The sequence below is a fragment of the Amycolatopsis sp. QT-25 genome (assembly GCF_029369745.1).
Lineage (GTDB): Bacteria > Actinomycetota > Actinomycetes > Mycobacteriales > Pseudonocardiaceae > Amycolatopsis.
In genome coordinates this window covers 2,500,577-2,514,478 of sequence record NZ_CP120210.1, presented here as the reverse complement: position 1 = coordinate 2,514,478, position 13,902 = coordinate 2,500,577, and the positions used below count along the sequence as shown (strand labels likewise).

General features: G+C 71.4%; 10 protein-coding genes and 1 pseudogene. 4 read left to right on the top strand and 7 right to left on the bottom strand.

The window, feature by feature from the left end:
- The first annotated feature begins 95 nt into the window (after positions 1 to 95).
- The gene (locus tag P3102_RS11745) at positions 96 to 4,718 is read left to right on the top strand and encodes an ATP-dependent helicase (protein ID WP_276368924.1); all 4,623 of its coding nucleotides are present in this window, start codon (positions 96 to 98) and stop codon (positions 4,716 to 4,718) included.
- Positions 4,719 to 4,755: 37 nt separating this feature from the next.
- Positions 4,756 to 5,259: a peptide deformylase gene (gene def, locus P3102_RS11740; protein ID WP_276368922.1), complete on the top strand. Its 504-nt coding sequence runs from the start codon at positions 4,756 to 4,758 to the stop codon at positions 5,257 to 5,259.
- Between the two features lie 37 nt (positions 5,260 to 5,296).
- Here the strand turns inward: def and P3102_RS11735 are convergent.
- The 4 genes and pseudogenes from P3102_RS11735 to P3102_RS11720 all read right to left on the bottom strand — a co-directional run bounded on the left by P3102_RS11735 (position 5,297) and on the right by P3102_RS11720 (position 8,653).
- A pseudogene (locus P3102_RS11735) lies at positions 5,297 to 6,365 on the bottom strand (GNAT family N-acetyltransferase).
- A 95-nt stretch (positions 6,366 to 6,460) separates the two neighbouring features.
- Positions 6,461 to 7,144 carry a VOC family protein gene (locus P3102_RS11730; RefSeq protein ID WP_276368920.1) on the bottom strand — a complete coding sequence of 228 codons (684 nt, stop codon included), beginning with the start codon at positions 7,142 to 7,144 and terminating at the stop codon, positions 6,461 to 6,463.
- Between the two features lie 237 nt (positions 7,145 to 7,381).
- Positions 7,382 to 8,146, bottom strand: a complete 765-nt coding sequence (locus P3102_RS11725; RefSeq protein ID WP_276368918.1) for a maleylpyruvate isomerase family mycothiol-dependent enzyme — start codon at positions 8,144 to 8,146, stop codon at positions 7,382 to 7,384.
- Between the two features lie 24 nt (positions 8,147 to 8,170).
- The gene (locus P3102_RS11720; protein WP_276368916.1) at positions 8,171 to 8,653 is read right to left on the bottom strand and encodes an SAV_6107 family HEPN domain-containing protein; all 483 of its coding nucleotides are present in this window, start codon (positions 8,651 to 8,653) and stop codon (positions 8,171 to 8,173) included.
- Between the two features lie 235 nt (positions 8,654 to 8,888).
- Between P3102_RS11720 and P3102_RS11715 the strand changes: the two genes are divergently transcribed.
- Together P3102_RS11715 and P3102_RS11710 are read left to right on the top strand one after the other, a co-directional pair.
- Positions 8,889 to 9,419: a YbaK/EbsC family protein gene (locus tag P3102_RS11715; RefSeq protein ID WP_276368914.1), complete on the top strand. Its 531-nt coding sequence runs from the start codon at positions 8,889 to 8,891 to the stop codon at positions 9,417 to 9,419.
- A complete protein-coding gene (locus P3102_RS11710; protein ID WP_276368912.1) occupies positions 9,416 to 9,979 on the top strand; it encodes a GNAT family N-acetyltransferase in 564 nt (187 codons plus the stop codon). The genes P3102_RS11715 and P3102_RS11710 overlap by 4 nt, the downstream gene beginning before the upstream one ends.
- Here the strand turns inward: P3102_RS11710 and P3102_RS11705 are convergent.
- The 3 genes from P3102_RS11705 to P3102_RS11695 all read right to left on the bottom strand — a co-directional run bounded on the left by P3102_RS11705 (position 9,976) and on the right by P3102_RS11695 (position 13,793).
- On the bottom strand, positions 9,976 to 10,857 hold the full coding sequence (locus tag P3102_RS11705) for an EamA family transporter (protein ID WP_276368911.1): 882 nt from the start codon (positions 10,855 to 10,857) through the stop codon (positions 9,976 to 9,978). The genes P3102_RS11710 and P3102_RS11705 overlap by 4 nt on opposite strands.
- A gap of 323 nt (positions 10,858 to 11,180) precedes the next feature.
- Positions 11,181 to 12,866 carry a DUF885 domain-containing protein gene (locus P3102_RS11700; RefSeq protein ID WP_276368909.1) on the bottom strand — a complete coding sequence of 562 codons (1,686 nt, stop codon included), beginning with the start codon at positions 12,864 to 12,866 and terminating at the stop codon, positions 11,181 to 11,183.
- Positions 12,867 to 12,908: 42 nt separating this feature from the next.
- Positions 12,909 to 13,793, bottom strand: coding sequence for a methylenetetrahydrofolate reductase (locus tag P3102_RS11695; protein WP_276368907.1), 885 nt, complete (start codon positions 13,791 to 13,793; stop codon positions 12,909 to 12,911).
- Positions 13,794 to 13,902 lie beyond the last annotated feature (109 nt).

Sequence of the window (13,902 nt, the reverse complement as noted above, 5' to 3'; positions counted from 1 at the left end):
ATGCTCCCACGAGCGAGGTCACCGTACGTGCGGAACCCGCCGAACTCGTCCCCGACCGGGTACTCGGAGCGAAACTGTCGGTGGTCCGGCGCACTATGGAGGACGTGGCAGACGTACTCGACCTCTTCTCCCCCGCGACCAGGGACTGGTTCACCGGGGCCTTCGCCGCGCCCACCAAGGCGCAGGAGGGGGCGTGGCGTGCCGCGCACGCGAAGGAACACGCGCTGGTCGTGGCCCCCACGGGCTCCGGCAAGACGCTCTCGGCGTTCCTCTGGGCGCTGGACAGGCTGTCGGTCGAGCCGCCGCCGTCCGAGCCGCGGAAACGGTGCCGCGTCCTCTACGTCTCGCCGCTGAAGGCACTGGCGGTCGACGTCCAGCGCAACCTGCGGGCGCCGCTGGCCGGCATCTCGCAGGCGTCGCGGCGGCTGGGGCTGCCGGTGCCGGACATCGACGTCGGCATGCGGACGGGCGACACGACCGCCGCCGAGCGGCGCTCGTTCGGCAAGACACCGCCGGACGTGCTGGTCACCACCCCGGAGTCGCTGTTCCTCATCCTCACCTCCTCCGCGCGGGACTCGCTGCGCGGTGTGGAGACGGTGATCATCGACGAGGTGCACGCGGTCGCCGGCGGCAAACGCGGCGCGCATCTGGCCTTGTCGCTGGAGCGGCTCGACGCTCTTCTCGACAAGCCCGCCCAGCGGATCGGGCTGTCGGCGACGGTCCGGCCGATCGACGAGGTCGCCTCGTTCCTGGCGGGCGGCAGGCCGGTCACCATCGTCCAGCCGAAGCTCGCGAAGACGATCGAGGTCCGCGTCGAAGTCCCGGTCGAGGACATGTCCGATCTCGACGGTCCGCGAGGGCCGAAGCAGAACGAAGACCTCGACGCGGGTCTTGCCCGGCTCCCCGGCTCGCTCGAGGACATCGACGGCGTGCCGCGGCGGCCGTCGATCTGGCCCGCGGTGGAGGAGCGGGTCCTCGAACTGATCCAGGCGCACCGGTCGACGATCGTGTTCGCCAACTCGCGGCGGCTCACCGAGCGGATGACCGCGCGGCTCAACGAACTCGTGGCGGAACAGGCCGAACCGGAGCCGGATGAGCGGTATCCGGCCGAGGCGATCGGCCAGTCCGGGCTGACCACCGGCGCGGCGCCGGTGATCGCGCGGGCGCACCACGGCTCGATGTCGCGCGAGCAGCGCACCCACGTCGAAGAGGAACTCAAGACCGGCCGTCTCGCCTGTGTCGTGGCGACGTCGTCGTTGGAGCTGGGCATCGACATGGGCGCGGTCGATCTCGTCGTGCAGATCGAGGCGCCGCCGACGGTCGCTTCGGGGCTCCAGCGCGTCGGCCGGGCCGGGCACCAGGTCGGCGCGGTGTCGAGCGGGGTGATGTTCCCGAAGTTCCGGGGCGACCTCGTCTCCTGCGCGGTGGTCGCGGAGCGGATGGCGTCCGGGTCGATCGAGGCGGTGCGGTACCCGCGGAACCCGCTCGACGTGCTCGCGCAGCAGATCGTGGCGATGGTGGCGCTCGAATCGTGGACCGTCGACGAACTGGCCGCCCTCGCCCGCCGCGCGGCGCCGTTCGCGTCCCTGCCGGACGACGCGTTGCTGGCCGTGCTCGACATGCTCGCCGGCCGGTACCCCAGCGAGGAGTTCGGCGAGCTGCGCGCCCGGATCACCTGGGACAGGGTCAGTGGCGAACTGCACGGCCGTCCGGGTTCGCAGCGGCTGGCGGTGACCTCCGGCGGCACGATCCCCGACCGCGGCCTGTTCACCGTGATGACGCCGGGCGGCGACGACAAACCCGGCTCGCGGGTGGGCGAGCTCGACGAGGAGATGGTCTACGAATCCCGCGTCGGGGACACGATCCTGCTCGGCACCTCCTCCTGGCGGGTCACCGACATCACCCACGATCGCGTGATCGTGGTGCCCGCGCCGGGTGAGCCCGCGCGGATGCCGTTCTGGAAGGGAGACGCCCCGGGCCGCCCGCTGGAACTGGGGCGAGCACTGGGCGCCTTCGTCCGCGAACTGTCCACTTCGGAACCTTCGGTGGCCAGGGAACGCGCGGCCGTCGCCGGGCTGGACGAGTACGCGTGCGACAACCTGCTGGCGTATCTGGAAGAACAGAAGTCCGCCACGCGGCATGTGCCGAACGACAAAACCGTGCTGCTGGAACGCTTCCGCGACGAACTCGGTGACTGGCGGGTCATCCTGCACTCGCCGTTCGGCGCTCAGGTCAACGCGCCGTGGGCGCTCGCGATCGCGGCCCGGCTCCGGGAGAACCGCGGGGTCGACGCCCAGGTGGCGCATTCCGACGACGGCATCGTGCTGCGGTTGCCGGAGGCGCTGGACGCCGAGGGCGCCGAAGTCACCATCGGGGTCGATGACGTGCTGCTCGATCCGGAGGAGGTCGAGCAGCTGATCGTCGCCGAGGTCGGCGGGTCGGCGTTGTTCGCCGCCCGGTTCCGGGAATGCGCGGCGCGGTCGCTGCTGCTCCCCCGCCGGGATCCACGCCGCCGCACGCCGTTGTGGCAGCAGCGGCAGCGCGCGTCGCAGCTGCTCTCGGTCGCGGCCAAGTACGAGCGGTTCCCCGTCGTGCTGGAGGCGATGCGGGAAGTCCTGCAGGACGTGTACGACGTCGGCGGGCTGCGCGAACTGATGAGCGACGTCCGGTCGCGGAAGGTCAAGCTGGTCGAGGTCGAGACACCGTCGGCGTCGCCGTTCGCGCGCAGCCTGCTCTTCGGCTACGTCGGGATGTTCCTGTACGAGACCGACGCCCCGCTCGCGGAACGGCGCGCGGCGGCGCTGGCGCTGGATTCGACGCTGCTGGCAGAACTGCTCGGCACCGAGGCGATCCGGGAACTGCTGGACGCCGAGGTCGTCGCCGAAGTCGAGCGGTCACTGCAGCGCCTCGACCCCGACAGGCATGCCCGCAACGCCGAGGAAGCCGCGGATCTGTTGCGGTTCCTCGGAGACCTCTCGATCGAGGAGGCCGCCGCGCGGGGCATCCAGCGGGACTGGCTGGAGGAACTGGAGGCCGCGCGGCGGGTGATCCGGGTCCGCATCGGCGGTGGTGAACGGTTCATCGCCATCGAGGACGCGGGCCGGGTGCGGGACGCGCTGGGCACCGCGCTGCCGGTCGGCGTGCCGGAGGCGTTCACCGAACCGGTCGACGATCCCGTCGGAGACCTGCTGTCGCGGTATTCGCGCAGCCGCGGTCCGTTCAGCGCCCGCCAGGCCGCCGAGCGGTTCGGGCTCGGGACGGCCGTGGTCACCGGTGTGCTGGACAGGTTGACCGCGCAGGGCAGGCTCGTCCGGGGCGAGTTGAGCCCGATCGGGCATCCGGAGACCCACGGCGTCGGGATGGAGTTCTGCGACGCGTCGGTGCTGCGCAGGCTCAGGCGGGCATCGCTGGCCCGGCTGCGGGCCGAGGTGGAGCCGGTCGAGCCGGCGGCGCTGGGCCGGTTCCTGCCGTCGTGGCACGGCATCGGCGCTCGCGTGCGGTCGGCGCCGACGGCGGACGACGTGCTGTCCGTGGTCGAGCAACTGGCCGGTGCCCCGCTCCCGGCGAGCGCCGTCGAGTCGCTGATCCTGCCGAGCAGGCTGCCCGGCTACACCCCCTCGCTGCTGGACGAGCTCACCACCGCGGGCGAGGTCATCTGGTGCGGCTGCGGTTCCCTGTCCGGCGGGGACGGCTGGCTGGCGCTCGCGCCGGCGGACGTCGCCGATCTGCTGCTGCCCGACCTCGAGGACGATCTGCCCTCCGGGCCGCTCCACCAGGCTATTCTGTCCACTTTGGAGGGTGGAGCGCAGTTCTTCCGCCAGCTGGTGGACCGGGCCTCGCCGTTGGTCGAAACCCCGCCCAACGACGGCGAAGTCGTCGCCGCGCTGTGGGATCTCGTCTGGGCCGGGCTGGTCACCGGGGACACCCTCGGCCCGTTGCGGGCGCAGGTCTCCGGCTCCGGCGCGGCGCACAAGCCACGGCGGCAAACCCCTCGTGGCCGGTACGCGCGGCTTCGGGCCGGCCGGCCGGCGATGCCTTCGCGCAGCGGTCCGCCGACGGTCGCGGGGCGCTGGGCGCTCACCCCGGACCGCGCACCGGACCCGACCAGGCGCGCGCTCGCCCGGACGGAGGCGTTCCTGGAACGGCACGGCGTCCTCACCAGGGGCGCGCTCGACCCCGAGCGGGTGACGGGCGGGTTTTCCGGGATCTACAAGGTCTTGCGCGGGATGGAGGATTCGGGCCAGGTCGTCCGGGGTTACGTGGTCGAAGGGCTCGGTGCCGCGCAGTTCGCGGCGAAGGGTGCCGTCGACAGGCTGCGCGCGCAGTCCGGGAACCAGCGCACCACCACCGAAGGCGCCGTCGTACTCGCCGCCGCCGACCCGGCCCAGCCCTACGGCGCCGCGTTGCCGTGGCCTGCCGCGACGGGCGACCCGAAGCACCGTCCGGCAAGGAAGGCGGGCGCGCTCGCGGTGCTCGTGGACGGCGTCCCGGCGATGTACGTCGAACGCGGCGGCCGGTCGCTGCTGAGTTTCACCGAGGATCAGGACATGTTGCGGTCGGCCGCGAGGGCACTGTCCACGGCGGTACGGGAGGGCTGGCTGGGTCAGCTCGCGGTGCAGAAGGCCGACGGTGAGGTGGCCCTCACCTCGGAGCTTTCCAGCGTCCTCCAGGAGGCGGGATTCCGGGCGACTCCCAAGGGGCTGCGCCTGCGGGCCTAGAATCACGGCTCAGACCTGCGGAGAAGGACGTTCGAACATGGTGATGCGCGACCTGCGCTACTTCGGGGATCCCGTGCTCAAGACCGTATGCGACCCGGTCACGACATTCGACAAGAAGATCGAGTCGCTGGTGACCGATCTGATGGACGGGGTGAAACCGGCCGGACGCGCCGGGCTCGCGGCGCCGCAGATCGGGGTCGGCCTGCGGGTGTTCAGCTACGACGTCGGCGGCCTGAGCGGATACGTGATCAACCCGGAGCTCGTCGAGCTGTCCGAAGAGACGCACGAGATCGGCGAGGGCTGCCTGTCCGTGCCGGAGCTGTGGTTCCCGGTCGTCCGCGCGAAGCACGCGGTGGTGCGGGGTGTCGACCTGCGTAACGAGCCCGTCGAGGTCGATGGCGTCGACGTGCTCGCCCAGTGCCTGCAGCACGAAACCGACCACCTCGACGGCAAGCTCTACCTGGAGCGCCTCACCCCCGAACGCAAGAAGCGCGCACTGGGCGAGGCCCGCGGCAAGGACTGGTTCTGGAACCGCAATTAGTCACTTGGTTGCGCTCGTCTCCCCCGCAACCAGGTGACTAATTGCGGGGGTCGGGGAGTGTGAGGCGCAGGGTGCCGGAGTCGCCGGCGGCACGTTCGGGGCGGAGTCCCACGCGGGCGGCGGTGCGGTACAGGGAGTCGTCGCCGGGCAGGCAGACGGCGGTGAGTTCGCGCTCTCCCTTGGCGGCGGCGAGGACGGCGAGCCTGCTCAGCAGGGCGGTGCCGATGCCTTGGCGCTGCCAGGAGTCCTCGACCAGGAGCGAGATTTCGGCCGCGCCGGTATCGGCCTGCGGGATCAGCTGGCCGAGACCGAGCACGTCCCGCCCGCAGACCGCGAGCAGGCTGACCCCCCGCGGCGGGGTCAGGAGCCGGTGCAGCCAGCGGCGTGGCACGGCCCGCATTCCTAAGCGTTGTCATCGAGCATCTCTGGTGCAGCGCGGACACCGCTTCCGCGTCACCGGGGACCCCTTTCCGCAGGACGATCGCGGCACCGTCGGCCCGGTCGAGCACGACCGGACCGGTCACGTTGTCGCGGACGGCGGTCATCAGCCCGGTCAGCGCGACGGCGCGGCTCAGTTCCAGTTCGACGAACGGTGACCACCGGCGGCGCGCGACGAACGCGGTGCCGTCGCCCGCCGGGAACACCGCCCGGTGCCCGCCCTCCGTACGGGCCGGGTTCGCCTCGATCGACGGGACCTTCGTGACGACGTCGGCCGCCAGGACGCCGCGAAGGACCTCCGTGAGGGCGCCGGGCTCCTCGACGGCTCTCTTGGCCGCGGTGAACGTCGCGGTGGCCGGGTCGACCAGTTCGGCCAGATCCGCGTCGATGACCGCGGAGCATTCGCATCCTTCCTCGCGGATCGCGTCGATCAGCAGCCGCCGCGGCAGACCGGTGGCCGGCCGCAGGACGATCTCGTCGAGCACGCCGCCGGGGACCGGCAGCACCGACAGCCCGAGGATGTTGCACTCGAGATCGGCCAGCCGGATCGCGATCCTGGCCAGGGTGCCCGGCCGGTCGTCCACGCGGATCCGGACCCGCCAGGCCGACGCGGTCGTTGTCTCTTCGCCGGGGTGCACCGGGGCGGGCCGGACTCGCTGGGTCTCCATGACCTCCACGGTCCCGGCCGGTTGTTGCCTGCCCACGGCGCGGGTGTTTCGCTCAGGTCAGCGTTCGGCGCCATCGCGCAACCCCGGTGAAACAACTAACGCGGTGTGAGCACGCTGAACTCGTTGCCCTCCGGATCCACCATGGCCACGGCGCCTTGGCTCGCCGGCCCCTGTCCCGTCGCGCCGAGTTCCCGAAGACGACGGACTTCCGCCGCCCGGCTCTTGCCCCGCCGTGGCGCGATCTCGAACCGCAGCCTGTTCTTGCGCCGTTTCTCCGCTTTCGTGGCGAGGAACTCGACCCACGGGCCGCGACCTTCCGGCGGCCGCAGCCCCACGATCGTCTTCTCGCGGACGCCGATCTCCCGGCCCAGGGCGGCCGCCCAGAACCGCGCGAGCCGCTCCGGATCGAGGGCGTCGATGACGACCGAAGCGAGCGCGCCGGAACCCTCGTACTGCTCGCGCGGTTCGAGGACGCAGAACTCGTTGCCCTCGGGGTCCGCGAGCACCACCCACGGCACCCGCTTCTCCTCCGGCGGGCCCTGCCCGATGTCGACGTGCCGGGCGCCGAGGGACAGCGCACGGTCCACCAGCTCCGCCTGGTGGCCGGGCGAGCGGCTCGCCAGATCCAGGTGCAGCCGGTTCTTGCCCCGCTTGGGGCCCGCCTCGGAGCGGAACGCCGGTTGAAACGGGGCGTCCCAGCTGAACAGCCCTTCCCAGAAACCCGCCAGATCTCTGGGAAGGGCCGAGTCGAAGACCAGGTTCACCAGCTGTGCCGCCACACCCGTGAACCTAGACGGCACCACCGACACTTCCGAGTCTTGGAGGCGAACCCGCGTCCGCGATCGACGGCGGCGGGGTGCTCGCCGGTCGAGCACACCCCGATGAGCGGGCAGGGCGCCCTGCCCCCGCGATCGCGGGATCTCCGGCCGGAGCGGGTTCACGCGTTCGGTCGGTTCTCAGGCACGTCTTCGGCTCCGCCGACTGGCGCTGACCGGTTTGGCTTCCCCACCGACCGGTCATCGAGTCGCGAGCCGCAAAAGGGCCCAGAGTTGTCCCGCCATGTCCTGGTCTCCGCTGACCGTCACCGCCGTCGGACCCGCCCGGCCCCAGAGCCAGCGGTAGATCTTGTCCGGATGGCCGGTGATCAGGTCATCCGCGCGCTGGGCCTCTTCGGCGGAGCATCGCCAGGCGACCGTTTCCGTGGGCCCGGCCCTGGCGATCCAGTGGTGGCCCGCGGTGCGCACGCCGACCGACCCGGTCTTGGTGCCGGACAAGCCCAGCAACGGCAACCGCTGGCCGAACCAGAGCACCAGCGTCTCGTCGATCCCGTCGAGTGCCACGTCTTCGGGGATCACCGACACTTCCCGGCCGACGGCACTCTCCGCGTCGATCCGGTGGATCGTCGTCTCGTGCGCCATCCGCCGCCGCCAGAACCCGTAACTGCGGTCCGCCGGCCACCAGGTCGGCGCCGAGGCTTCCGGATCGTGCGCGGACAGTTCGGCGACGAGCTCGTCCCGGCCTTCGCGGAAATACTCCTCCAGCGACTGCCCCGGCCCCGGTTTGCGCTGCCAGTGCCCGGGACGCCGTCCGTCGACGATCCAGCGGCGGGTGACCCGGTACACGCTGCCCACGTGCCGGAGGACCTCACCGAGGGTCCAGCCGGGGCAGGTCGGGACCGGCGCGTCGGCGGACGCGGTGTGCGCCACCTGAGCCATCAGCTCGGTTTCGGCGCCGATCACCTCCAGGAACCTGCCCTGGTCGATCATGGCCTGCCCGGCCATCGGGCACCCCCTTTCCCTGGCGACTCAGGCGACATGCGCCGAATCACCCATCGGCAGCCCGTGCACCACCCGCCGGACGAGTTCCAGGAACACCGTGGCGGCTTTCGTCAGCTCGTCCGCCAGCTCGACGGTGACCTTGCCGGTGATCCCCGCCTGCGCGGCGGCCCGCGTCGCGGAGTTGGCCGCGAAGAACGCCGCCCACTCCTTCAATTCGGGCGCGACGGAGTCGAGCAGCACCCAGCCGCTCGCCGGCCGGGCACGGCCCCGGTGCGGACGCCCCCGGGCCTCCAGTACCGCCGCCGCGCCCCGCAGCGCGGCGAGATACGCCCCGATGAACCGCTCCGCGGGATCGCTTTCCCGCTCTGCCTCGGCGAGCCCCCGCCTCGCCTGCGCGTACAAGGAGACCGCCGCGGGTGGTGCCGGTGGGCGCAACGACATCGGCAGGGCGGGCTGCGCGGCGCCCCCCGGCCTCTCGGCATCGTCGGGGGACACGACCGAAACGGACATGACGACCCTCCTCCTGTACGTGAGCGCCGGCCGATGCCCGGCGCCGAGGCGCTTCCCCCACCCCGGCGCCGGGCACCCACCGGTGCGCGCTCACCGAATGTCGAACGTCTGTTCGAACAAGACCAATGTAACCCCGAAGTGCCCATTTCTTCAACCCCGCGGCCTCGACCGCGTACCGGGGTGACCGCCGCATGTGGTGCGGGACACGGGATCGGTCCCGTGATCTCATAGGCTCATGAGCACCATCGACCAGTCCTGGCATCCCTCGGTGGCCAAGGTCGCGGCCGCCCTCGCCGAGGCGGGTCAGCAGAACGCCGCGGCCGGGATCCGGATCCTTCCCGCCGAAGTCCGCACGGCCGCGCAGGCCGCCGAAGCGCTCGGTGTCGAGGTCGGCGCGATCGCGAACAGCCTCGTCTTCCGCGGCCGCGCCGGCGAGACGGAAACCGCCCTGCTCGCCCTGACCTCGGGCGCGCATCGCGCCGACACCGGCATCCTGGCCTCCCTGACCGGCGTCGACGAGATCGGCAAGGCGGACGCGGATTTCGTCCGCGCGCACACCGGGCAGCCGATCGGCGGCGTCGCCCCGGTCGGTCACCCGAAGGCGTTGACCACTCTCGTCGACACCGCGTTACGCGCTCACGACGTCGTCTGGGCCGCCGCCGGGCATCCGAAGTCCGTGTACCCCACGACGTTCGCCCGTCTCGTCGCGCTGACCGGGGGCACTCCCGCGGACGTCGCGGGCGACGGGCAAGATGGGCGCCCGTGACCGCGATGTCCTCGGAACGCACCCGCTACGTCCAGTTGTCCGCGGAGGAGTTCCGCGCCCGGCTCCCCGAGGCGCTGACCATCTACGTCGACGCCATGCGCTACCCCGAAGGCACCGCCGAGCAACGCGCGCCGATGTGGCTCACGCACGCGCTGCGTGAAGGCTGGCGCTGCATGGCCGCGCTCGACGCGGACGGCGTCCTGCTCGGGCTCGCCTACGGCTACAAGGGCCGCGGCGGCCAGTGGTGGCACGAACAGGTCCGCCACGGCCTGACCCGCCGCGAGGGCCAGGCCGCCGCCGAGCACTGGATGTCGGACTACTTCGAGCTCACCGAAATCCACGTCAGCCCCGGAAACCAGGGCAAGCGGATCGGCGAGGACCTCCTCCGGCGGCTGCTCGACGGCGTGCCCAACGCCCACGTCCTCCTCTCCACGCCGGAAGGCACCAGCCGGGCCTGGAACCTGTACCGGCGCGTCGGCTTCGTCGATGTGCTGCGGGACTACCACTTCGCCGGGGACCCGCGGGCGTTCGCGATCCTCGGCCGGACGCTGCCGCTCTAGGGCTTCGAGTAGGCGACGGCGAGCGCGGCGATGAGCACCGCCGCGCCGCACCAGCCCACGGTGCCCAGCCGTTCCCCGAGCAGGGCCGTGGACAGCAGCGCGGCGGTCAACGGTTCCAGCAGGGCGGACAACGCGGCCAGTACGGGATGTGCGCCTTCGAGACCGCGGAAGTACGCGGCGTACGCCAGCGCCGTGGGCACGACGCCGAAGTAGACGACGAGCGCGAGCACGTCGGCCTGGACCGGCACGGCCATCCCGAACCACAACGCGGCGGGAGTCAGCGCGGCGCCGCCGATCAGGCAGCCGAACGCCGTGGTGGGCAACGGATCCAGCCCCTCGACGCGGTTCGCGGTCACCAGTGTCAGCGCGGCGAACCCGGCCGCGGCGAGCAGGGCGAACAGCACCCCGGCGGCGTTGACCTCTTCTCCGGGCGTCCACTGCAGCAGCGCGAGCCCGATGAGGGACCCGGCCAGTGACACCGCCGTCCACCGCGTGGGGAGCTTCCTGGTCCTGACGACCGTCGCGACGGTGAGCAGAACAGGTGCGCTGCCGATGGTGGTCATCGTCGCGACGCTCACGGAACTCGACGAGACCGCGACGAAATAGCTGGTCTGGAACAGGGCGAACAAACCGCCGACCGCCAAGAGGCGACGACGGGCACTGGTCGTGCGGGGAAGGCCGCGGAGGCCCCCGGTGAACCAGAGGTAGCCGATGGCGAGCACGCCGCCGATGAGCAACCGGTACGCGGCGACGCTCAATGGATGGAGTCCCGCACGGGAGGCGAGCAGGGATCCGGTGAGGCCACCGGTTCCCCAGAGGACACCGGCGAGGACGAGCGCGGCCGACGATCGGGCGCGCGTGGGTACGGCAACGGACATGGGGAAACGCTCCTGCGTCTGTGTCGGTCGAAAAGGACGTCGACGACGCGGGGTGCTTCAGTGCAGCACGGATCGGCCGGGCGGCCGGAACGCCGCACGGCCGGAGACACCCCGCTCAGGAGGCGGGGGGTGGGGTGACGAGAAAGATCCGGTGCACGAGGGGAACGTATCAAGGCTCCTGTGGCGGGCGCACGCGAATTGCGGCCCACCGCAGGCCGTGACGGGTGGCTCGGCTCTGGTGGTACATGAAGGCCCCCTTCCTGTACCCAGGCGCAAGGAAGGGGGCCTTCATGTACTGCGAAGGCAGTACCGGGGACGCAGGATCAGTCCAGTGCGGCCAGCATCTCCCGCAGCGTGTCCAGCCCCATCCCGCCGAGCGCCAGCGCCCGCGTGTGGAACTGCTTGATGTCGAAGGCGTCGCCCTGCCGGGCACGGGCCTCGTCCCGCGCGGCGAGCCACAGGCGTTCGCCGAGCTTGTACGACGGCGCCTGCCCCGGCCAGCCCAGGTAGCGGTCGATCTCGTCGTGCACGTGGGCCGGGTCGGTGACGGTCCGGGTGAGCATGAACTCCAGGCCGAGGTCGGGCGTCCAGCGCTCGCCCTCGTGGAAGCCGGTGCCCGCCGGGATCTCCAGCTCCAGGTGCATGCCGATATCGACGAGCACGCGCGCGGCGCGGAAGAGCTGCTCGGACAGCATGCCGAGCAGGTCGCCGTCGTCGGAAAGGAAGCCCAGGTCCTGCATCAGCCGCTCGGAGTACAGCGCCCAGCCCTCGGCGTGGCCGGAGGTGAACGCCAGCAGCCGCTGGTACTTGTCGAGCGAGCTCGACTGGTCGACCGCGGTCGCGATCTGCAGGTGGTGGCCCGGCGCGCCCTCGTGGTAGACGGTGCTGACCTCACGCCAGGTGATGAACCGGTCCCGGCCCTGCGGCAGCGACCACCACATGCGGCCGGGACGCGCGAAGTCCTCGCTCGGGCCGGTGTAGTACGCGCCGACGGTGCCGCCGGGCGGGGCGATCTTGCACTCCAGCGCCATGACCCGGTCGGAGATGTCGAAGTGCTTGCCGCGCAACGACTTCAACGCGTTGTCGGACAGGTTCTGCATCCAGGCCTGGAATTCCGCCCGGCCGCGGACGACGTACTTGGGGTCGGCGTCGAGGGCGGCGGCCACCTCGGCGAGGGTGGCGCCGGGTTTGATCCGATCGGCGACCTCGCGCATTTCCGCTTCGATGCGGGTGAATTCGGCCCAGCCCCAGGCATAGGCCTCGTCCAGGTCGAGGGTGGCTCCGGTGAACAGCCGGGACCACAGCTTGTAGACCTCGGCACCGACGGCGTCCTTGACCGGCGCCAGCGGGGCGAGTTCGGCGCGGAGGAAACCGGCGAACTCCGCGTACGCCTCCTGGGCGGCTTGAGCGGCCTGGCCGAGTTCGGCGCGCAGCTTTTCGTCGACGTCCTTCGCCCCCGAGACCAGTGTCTCGAAGAAACCGGTGTCGTTCTTCAGCCCTGCCCAGGTTTCGGCCTGTTCGGCGACCTTGCCCACCTGCCGCAACGCCGACACCTGGCCGGCGTCCGCGGCCGCGAGCAGCGAGGCACGGAGCCCGTCGAGCGCTTCGGGCACCTTCGTCATCCGGGCGGCGATCGTCGCCCAGTCCTCCGCGGTGTCGGTGGGCATGAGGTCGAAGACCATGCGCAGATCCTGCGCGGGGCTCGCGATTACGTTCAGCGCTGCGGCGTCGAGGCCCGCTTCGTGGATCTCCAGCTGCAACCCGATCCGCTCGGTGAACACCGCCTTGGCCGCGCGTTCGCCGTCGTCGGCGGGTTCGGCCGCTTCGATCTCGGCCAGTGCGCGTGCGGCGATCGCCGCTCTGGCCGCGTGTCCGGCGGGCGAGTAGTCGGTCAGTCGGTCGTCGTATCCGGAGATGCCGAACGTCGTCGCGGCGACCGGGTCGGTCGCGGCGTAGTCGTCGACGTACCGGTCACAGATCTGGTGCACACTTCGCGCGGTTGAAGCCATGACCGGCACGCTACCGGGATAGCGGGCGACTTCGGTACGGAGTTACGCGCGAGCCGGGACCAGCCCGAGCCTGCTGACCACCTCACGCGTGGCCTTGGACCGGTTGAACGTGTAGAAGTGCAGGTCAGGGACGCCTTCGGCGATGAGGCGCTCGCACAGTTCGGTCACCGCGTCGATCCCTTCCGCGCGGAAGGCCTTCGGGTCGCCGGCCAGCGGTTCGAGCCGGTCCAGCAGCCGCCGGGGCGCCGGCGCGCCGGACAGCTTGATCGACGTGTGCAGCGTCCGCGGCGTGGTCAGCGGCATGATGCCGGGAATGACCAGCGCCTCGCAGCCGGTGGCCGCCACCCGGTCACGCAGGCGGAGGAAGTCTTCCGCCTCGAAGAACAGCTGCGCGATCGCGAAGTCCGCGCCCGCGCGCAGCTTGCGCACCAGGTATTCGGTGTCGGCCTCGAGGTTCGCCGACCTCGGGTGGCCGTACGGGAACGCCGAGACACCGACACAGAAGTCGCCGAGCGAACGCACCAGCTCCACGAGTTCTTCGGCGTAGCCGAGCCCGTCCGGATGCGGGACCCAGTCGCCGTAGACGTCACCCGGCGGGTCGCCGCGCAGCGCGAGGATGTTCCGCACGCCGACGGCGGCGTACCAGCCGATGACGTTGCGCAGTTCCGCGACCGAGTGGTTCACGGCGGTGAGGTGCGCCATCGGCACCAGCGTGGTTTCGGTGGCGACGCGGGCGATGCTGCGGATCGTGCCGTCGCGGCTGGAGCCGCCCGCGCCGTAGGTGATCGACATGTACGCCGGGTCCAGCGGCTCGAGTTCCCGGATCGACTTCCACAGCACCGCCTCGTCGGCCGCGTCGCGAGGCGGGAAGAACTCGATGGAGAACACGGGTCCATCACCCTGCAACCGCTCGACCACCGACGTCATACCGCCATGTTAAGGGGGAAAGTCCGCTGGCTGGGAGCCCCCTCTCAGGCTGTGGGCGTGCGACGTCGGCCACTCGCGTGCGGTTGCCGAGTGGCGCCCGCCTGGGGAG